Genomic DNA, 6,789 nt, shown 5'->3' with positions numbered 1-6,789 from the left:
TCGACGCCGACCCCGCTGACCAACGCGATCGGTGACCCGACCAACCAGACTGCCACGATCACCGTGGGCGATTCTTCGGTGCCGGTCTCTGCGCTGTCGGTGACGGCCAGCGCGTCGTCCAACCCGTCGGTCGCTCCGTTGGCCCACATCACGGTGACGGGGACGGACACCACCCGGACCATAGCGGTCGACCCTGTCGGGGTCGGGTATACGGACATCACCATCACCGTGTCGAACGGGACGTTCAGCGCCTCATCGATACTGCACTATGCGGCGTCGGGTTCGGGCGGCCCGCAGACGCGGTACCTGGCCGGCGCCTCGGACGCATCCACCGCGGTCGACGTCGGGGACGGCTACGCACTCGTCGGCGATGACGAGAACCAGGCCCTGCGTCTCTATGACAGCACCCGATCAGGCCCACCGGTTGCCTCGTTCGACTACACCACGAGCCTCGGCCTGACCGACATCGCCGGCGGCGGTCCCCGCGAGGTCGACATCGAGGCATCGGCCCGAGTCGGTGACACCGTCTACTGGATCGGCTCGGAGTCCAACAGCTCCGAAGGCAAAGCGCGCCCGAACCGCAACCGGGTGTTCGCGACGAGGCTCAGCGGCTCCGGTGCCGGCGCCACGCTGACCTTTGTCGGCTACTACGACCACCTCCGCCAGGACCTGCTCAGTTGGGACCACGACGACCTGCACGGGCTCGGCGCGGACCACTACGGCCTGACCGCAAGCGCGGCGACCGGGGTCATCCCCGAGGCGGGCGGCGGTGCCGGATACAACATCGAAGGTCTGGAGTTCGCACCCGACGGCACCACGGCCTATCTGGGCTTCCGCGCGCCACTGTCGCCCGCGGCCGGTCGGACCAAGGCACTGGTCGTTGCGGTGACCAATTTTCCGTCGCTCGTCACGGGTAGTCCCGGGCCCGGCCCGGCTACCTTCGGCGCGCCGATCGAGCTCGACCTGGCCGGCCGTGGCATCCGGGAGATTCGGCGTAACGACGTCGGCCAGTACCTTCTGATCGCCGGCCCCGCGACCGATACCGGCTCTGAACAGCTCTACACCTGGGACGGTCAGCCCACCTCGCCGGCGGTACCGCACACCGCGGACCTGCCCGCGCTCGGCTCGGCCACGCCGTTCGAGGGCGTGATGTCGCTACCGAGCCCGCTGACCGCGACCAGCCAGCTGCGCCTGCTGGCCGATTCGGGGGACGCCGACTGGTATGGCGACGGTACCGCTGCCAAGGACCTACCGTTGGCGGACCTCAAGAAGGCCCGTACCGACGTGGTGGCCCTCGGCGGACCGGTCGACACGACGCCGCCGGACACGGCGATCTCCAGCGGCCCGCCGCGCTACACCGCCGGCGGCGTGGCCACGTTCACCTTCACCGCGGTAGACGACAGTGGGCCGGCCGGCCTGCACTTCGAGTGTGCGGTCGACACGGCGACGTTTGCCGGCTGTGTGTCACCCATGACCGTGGGCGGCTTCACTGAAGGCGATCACACATTCGCCGTGCGTGCCATCGACGCGGCCGGAAACGTCGACCTCAGTCCCGGGCAACTGACCTGGACGGTGGACACGACCGCGCCGATCTTGGCCCTGCCCACGGTCGCGGCCACGGCCACCGGCCCGGCTGGAGCGGTCGTGACCTATGCCGTGTCGGCCACGGACGCGACAGACGGCGCCACGACCCTCGCCTGCGACAAGCCCGCCGGCGCGATGTTCCCGCTCGGCACCACGGTGGTCATCTGCACCGCAACCGACCGGGCGGGTAACACTGCTAACGGGTCATTCATGATCACCGTTAGCTACAGCTGGTCGAACGTCCTCCAGCCGGTGAATGCCGACGGCAGCTCCATCTTCAAGATCGGCAGCACCGTGCCGGTCACGTTCGCACTCACCGGCGCCAGCGCCGGCGTCACTAACGCCGTCGCCACGTTCAGCTACGCCAAGTACTCCACCACCGTGCTTGGTTCCGTTGTGGAGGCTGTCTCGACGTCCGCGGCCACCACCGGAAACGCATTCCGTTACAGCCCGACCGCCAGACAGTACGTCTTCAACTGGTCGACCAGGACCGGCCTGTGTGCCGGCACGTACAAGCTGTCGATCAATCTGGGTGACGGTGTCGACCGCAGCTTCCTGGTCTCGCTCAGATAGATCCCGCTCGGACAGACCATGATTTTCCCGGCCCCGCGTAGTGCGGCTCACCCCACTACGCGGGGCCGATCATGTCGGCGACGATAGTCGCGGACATGGCGACCAGCGGCAGGCCCCCACCGGGATGGGACGACCCCCCCACGAGGAACAGTCCCGGGATCGGCGAGCGGTTGCCCGGCCGCAGGAACGCCGCCCGCAGACCGTTGGACGACGTCCCGTAGATCGCCCCGCCGACGGCTCCGGTCCCTCGTTCCAGGTCAGCTGGAGTGATCACACGGTGCCACAGTAGTCGGGACCGGACATCCATGCCGCGCTCGGCCATCAGACCCAGGATCTGGGCAGCATAGGTGTCAGCGAGCCCCGGCCGATCCCAGTCCACCCCGCGGTCGACCGGACCGGTCATGTGCCGGGCCGCGTTCACCAGGACGAACCATGCCTCGCAACCCGGCGGCGCCAGTGCGGGGTCGTCGGGTGCGCTTATGTAGATCGTCGGATCGGTGGCCAGACGGCCGCCGAATACCGCGTCGAACTCGTCGTCGTTGTCAGCGGGGAACAGCACCGTGTGATGGGCGAGATCCAGCGTCTGCCCGCGCAGGGCGAGCAGCAGGACGAAGCCGGACAACGACGCCGGCGCCCGGCGTAGTCGCCGCTGCGTCCGCTGGTGGGGCGCGAGCATGCCGTACAGCGTGCGGGCATCGATGCCTGACACCACCAGGTCCGCGCCGATGCGCCGGCCGCCGGCGAGTCGTACCCCGTCCACCCGACCACCGGCGGTGCGGGTGATCGCGACGACCTGATGGTCGAGCAGCAGGCGCGCGCCGTGGCGCACAGCCCGATCCGCGACAGCCTGGCCGAGCTGGTGCAGCCCGCCGGGGATGTACCAACCGCCGTGGTACCGCTCGACGTGCGCGATGACCGCGAGGGCCGCCGGTGCCCGGCGAGGATCGGAACCGGTATAGGTCGCATACCGTTCGAGGAACATCTGCAGTCGATGGTCGGTGAGATGACGCCGGCCGAGCCCTCGTAACGTCAGGCCTGGCGCGATGGTGGAGATGTCGCCTGGACGTCGTAGCGCCAACCCGGCCAACGACCGGACACCGGCGTTGGGGGCGGCCAGGAACGGACCACCGGTCGCCTCCCACAGGCGCTCGGCGTGGGCTGCCAGCCGGCGCCACTGCTGGCCTGACCCCGGACGCAGGACGGCGTCCAGCTCGGCGGTGAACGCATCGTCGTCGGCATATGCGTCGAGGATGGTCCCGTCGGCGAAACGGTTGCGGGTGATCGGATCCAGTCGGCGCAGCTCGAGGATGTCTCCCAGGGGCGCTCCGGTGGCGGCGAACAGGTCCGCGAAGACCTCCGGCATGGTCAGCAGGGACGGCCCGGTGTCAAAGGAGAAGCCGTCCAGGCTGAATCGTGCGAGCTTGCCGCCGACCTCGGATGCCTGCTCGCAGATGGTGACGGCATGCCCGGTGGCGGCCAGCCGCGCGGCCGTTGCCAACCCGCCGACCCCCGCGCCGATCACGACAACCCGAGCCACCCCGTGACACTATGCGGTGCTCTCACGTGCGATCGCTGTTCTGGCCGGTTCGTCGAACCCGGTCGTCAGGTCGGTCGTCAGGTCGCCGAGAGGATCCCCGTTGCGAGCAGGAGTAGCACAGTCGTGCCGACGATGATCCGGTAGATGATGAACATGTTGTAGTTGTTCTTGCCGATGAATTTCAGGAGCCAGGCGATGGCGACATAGGCCACGGCGAAGCTGACGGCCGTAGCGATGATCGTTGGTGTCCAGCCGACCCCGTGGGCGATGTTGCCGGCCTCGCTGACGCCCTGAAGAGCTGCGGCACCGAACAGAGCCGGGATGGAAAGGAAGAACGACAGCCTTGTGACGGCCACCCGGTCCAGGCCCCGCGTCAGACCGGCCGACATCGTCGCGCCGGACCGGGAGATGCCGGGGATCAGCGCGGCGCACTGGACCAGACCGATGATGAGGGTGTCCTTCCAGGTGATGTCCTCCTCGTGACGCTTCTGGGTCGCGTTGCCGTCGGCATACGCCATGACACCACTCCACATCACGAGTGCGGTGCCCACGAACCAGAGGCTGCGCAGTGTCGTCTCGATCATGTCCTTGAACAGCAGCCCGACCACACCGATGGGCAGCGAACCCAGCAGTACCGCCCATCCGAAGAGGTAGTCGGGGTGGCCACGCAACCGAGGTTGGACGATGCCGCGAAGCAGGGCGGTCAGGATCCTCCACAGGTCCTTGCGGAAGTACAGCAACGTCGCGAAGACGGCGCCGACCTGAATGATCGCGGTGAACGCCGTGATGTCGGGGTCGTCGATGGAGTAGCCGAGCAGTTTCTCCAGGATCGTCAGGTGCCCGGTACTCGACACCGGCAGGAACTCCGTCAGTCCCTCGACCGAACCGAGAAACGTCGCCTCCAGGACGTTCACGCCCACCCCTCTCCCCACACATTATTGATAACCTAGCCGTGATCTGTCACTTTCTGCTATCTGTTGGCGGCGTATGGCGACGACCCTCGCGCAACCGGACCGACGGCCCGAGTGCGGGGAGATCGCCGGTCGCCGCCGCCTGGCAGCACATATCAGCTAAAATCGACTAAATCTTATAGCACCCCAAAATGTACCGCCGCAGCGCCGTTCGCGATTGTACGGCGGCCTTCGATGTCGCAGCCCCGAACATCCGGGGAGGCGCCGCGACAAAGTTCTCCGGTGCAAACCTTGTCCATGGGTTCAGGTGTGGGACGGGTAAGTGTGCTCCACTGGAACAACACCGGACGATCGGGGCGGGAGCAAACCCATGAGCAGCAGCGAGACGGCGGCGCACGAGTCGGCAGCAGGCAGCCCGTCGGTACCGTCGGTACCGACGGCCCGGAACGCTCGTGGCGGATCGCTATCGCGGCGCGATCGAGATCAGTTGGTGAACCTGCGGGACCTGGGCGGACTGCCGACGCAGGACGGTCGCCACACCCGCCCCGGCGTTCTTTACCGTAGCGACGCCCCGCGCCATGGCGACCGGCTACCGGTATTCGATCGTGAATGGCCACCTCGAACGGTCATCGACCTGCGGTCGCCGGTCGAGCGCGACGGTAGCCCGCACCCACTGGAATCGGCGGTGACCGATGTCCGAGTGATCCCGTTGCTCGGTGACGTCGACCCCGCGCATCCCACGTCCGAGATCGTTGTTGCCCTCGCGGGCGGCCTGAGCACGATGTACCGGGCGATCGTCGAACGGACCGGATCGCGGGTGGTCGAGATCCTTCATCTGGCCGCCCATGCGCCTGGACCACTCCTTGTCCATTGTGCGGCCGGCAAGGACCGGACAGGCCTGGTCGTGGCGGTCCTGCTACGCGCGGTGGGCGTCGAACCGGACGCGATCCTCGCGGATTACGCGGCGACGGCCGCGAACATGGCGGACGTACTGCGTCGACTAGGTAACAATCCGTTGCTGCCCGGAGCGGGCCTGGGTGCTCCCGACCTGACCACGACCTCGATCTCGGCCGTCGAGCAGGTACTGGCCGTCATCGACGAATATCCCGGTGGCCTGTCCGGATGGTTCGCGGCCAACGGCGCGCATCCGGACGCAGTGCCGACCTGGCGGGCCAGGCTGTTGACCTGACCTGACCTGACCTGCCCTCGTTTGTCCGGGGCCGTGGGGTACCGCGCACGGCGGTCGACCACACAGGGCAGTCGGGGCTGCATCCGTGCGGTTGCGCTCCGTAGTCAAGCTCTTCAGAATCCCGTGGGTGGACCGACGTCGCCTTGTGAAAATCCTCGCCCTCGGGGCTGCCGACCTGCTCCTCGGTTGTGCCGGTGACCGTCCGAGGTCCGTTCCGCCGGCGGTTGGTCCGCGGCCTGTCGTCCCGTCGATCCGCATGTTGCCAGTTGCGCCGGTCCAACCGTCGCAGGTAGCGCCGTCAGCCGGCCGGTCGGTGTCGCCCGCTCCGATCGCGGTCGCGCCCGGACAGCAACAGATCCTCTTCAATGCGCCGGGAGCGACCCGCCAGGTCGCGCTCACCATTGACGACGGCTTCAATGCCACCGCGGTTGCCGGCTATGTCGACTTCGCCAGCCGGACGAAAATTCCGCTCTCGTTCGCGCCGAACGGGATGTACCGCAACGTGTGGAATCAGCATGCAGACGCCGTCCGGTGGCTGATCAAATCCGGGCAGGTGACGATGGTCAACCACACCTGGAGCCACCGCAGTATCCGTACGCTTTCCGACGCGGCGCTGCGCGCCGAGGTGGAACGCAATGACGACTGGGTCAACCAGACATTCGGTGTCACGACCCGACCGTGGTTCCGCCCGCCGTACGGGGAACACAGCGAGCGGTCGAGAGAGATTCTCGCCGAACTGGGTTATTCGCGGATCCTCATGTGGAGCGGGTCGGTGGGCGATTCGATGATGGGGGTCACTGCCGGCGAACTCATCGCGGCTGCGCGTCAGGCCATCCAGGCGGGGGCGGTCGTGCTGGGACACGCGAATCAGCAGGTGGTCGTCGAGCTCTACGGAGAGCTTGAACGCCTGATCGTTGAGCGGGCGCTCGTCCCGGTCACGGTCGAAACCATGTTCATGGCAGACCTGACCGCTCGCTGAATCCGCGCGGTTTCCG

The 6,789-nt window shown here is 67.4% G+C and carries 5 protein-coding genes; 3 read left to right on the top strand and 2 right to left on the bottom strand.

Going from position 1 to position 6,789, the window contains the following annotated elements:
* Positions 1 to 2,157, top strand: a 2,157-nt coding sequence (locus tag U9978_RS02340) for a PxKF domain-containing protein (RefSeq protein WP_322759359.1), incomplete at its 5' end; no start/stop codon positions are given.
* A gap of 55 nt (positions 2,158 to 2,212) precedes the next feature.
* On the opposite strand, the gene U9978_RS02335 is transcribed toward U9978_RS02340, so the two are convergent.
* Together U9978_RS02335 and U9978_RS02330 are read right to left on the bottom strand one after the other, a co-directional pair.
* The gene (locus tag U9978_RS02335; RefSeq protein WP_322759358.1) at positions 2,213 to 3,694 is read right to left on the bottom strand and encodes a phytoene desaturase family protein; all 1,482 of its coding nucleotides are present in this window, start codon (positions 3,692 to 3,694) and stop codon (positions 2,213 to 2,215) included.
* 77 nt (positions 3,695 to 3,771) lie between these two features.
* The gene (locus U9978_RS02330; RefSeq protein WP_322759430.1) at positions 3,772 to 4,608 is read right to left on the bottom strand and encodes an undecaprenyl-diphosphate phosphatase; all 837 of its coding nucleotides are present in this window, start codon (positions 4,606 to 4,608) and stop codon (positions 3,772 to 3,774) included.
* Positions 4,609 to 4,975: 367 nt separating this feature from the next.
* On the opposite strand from U9978_RS02330, the gene U9978_RS02325 reads away from it, so the two are divergent.
* Positions 4,976 to 5,794 (top strand): tyrosine-protein phosphatase, encoded by an 819-nt coding sequence (locus tag U9978_RS02325; protein ID WP_322759357.1) that lies wholly within the window; start codon positions 4,976 to 4,978, stop codon positions 5,792 to 5,794.
* 256 nt (positions 5,795 to 6,050) lie between these two features.
* Positions 6,051 to 6,773 (top strand): polysaccharide deacetylase family protein, encoded by a 723-nt coding sequence (locus U9978_RS02320; protein WP_322759356.1) that lies wholly within the window; start codon positions 6,051 to 6,053, stop codon positions 6,771 to 6,773.
* Positions 6,774 to 6,789 lie beyond the last annotated feature (16 nt).

It is taken from the genome of Protofrankia sp. Cr2 (assembly GCF_963555885.1).
In the GTDB taxonomy this organism is placed as follows: Bacteria; Actinomycetota; Actinomycetes; order Frankiales; family Frankiaceae; genus Protofrankia.
Note: the sequence above shows the minus strand (reverse complement) of the source record. Positions and strands in the feature narration are given on the sequence as shown.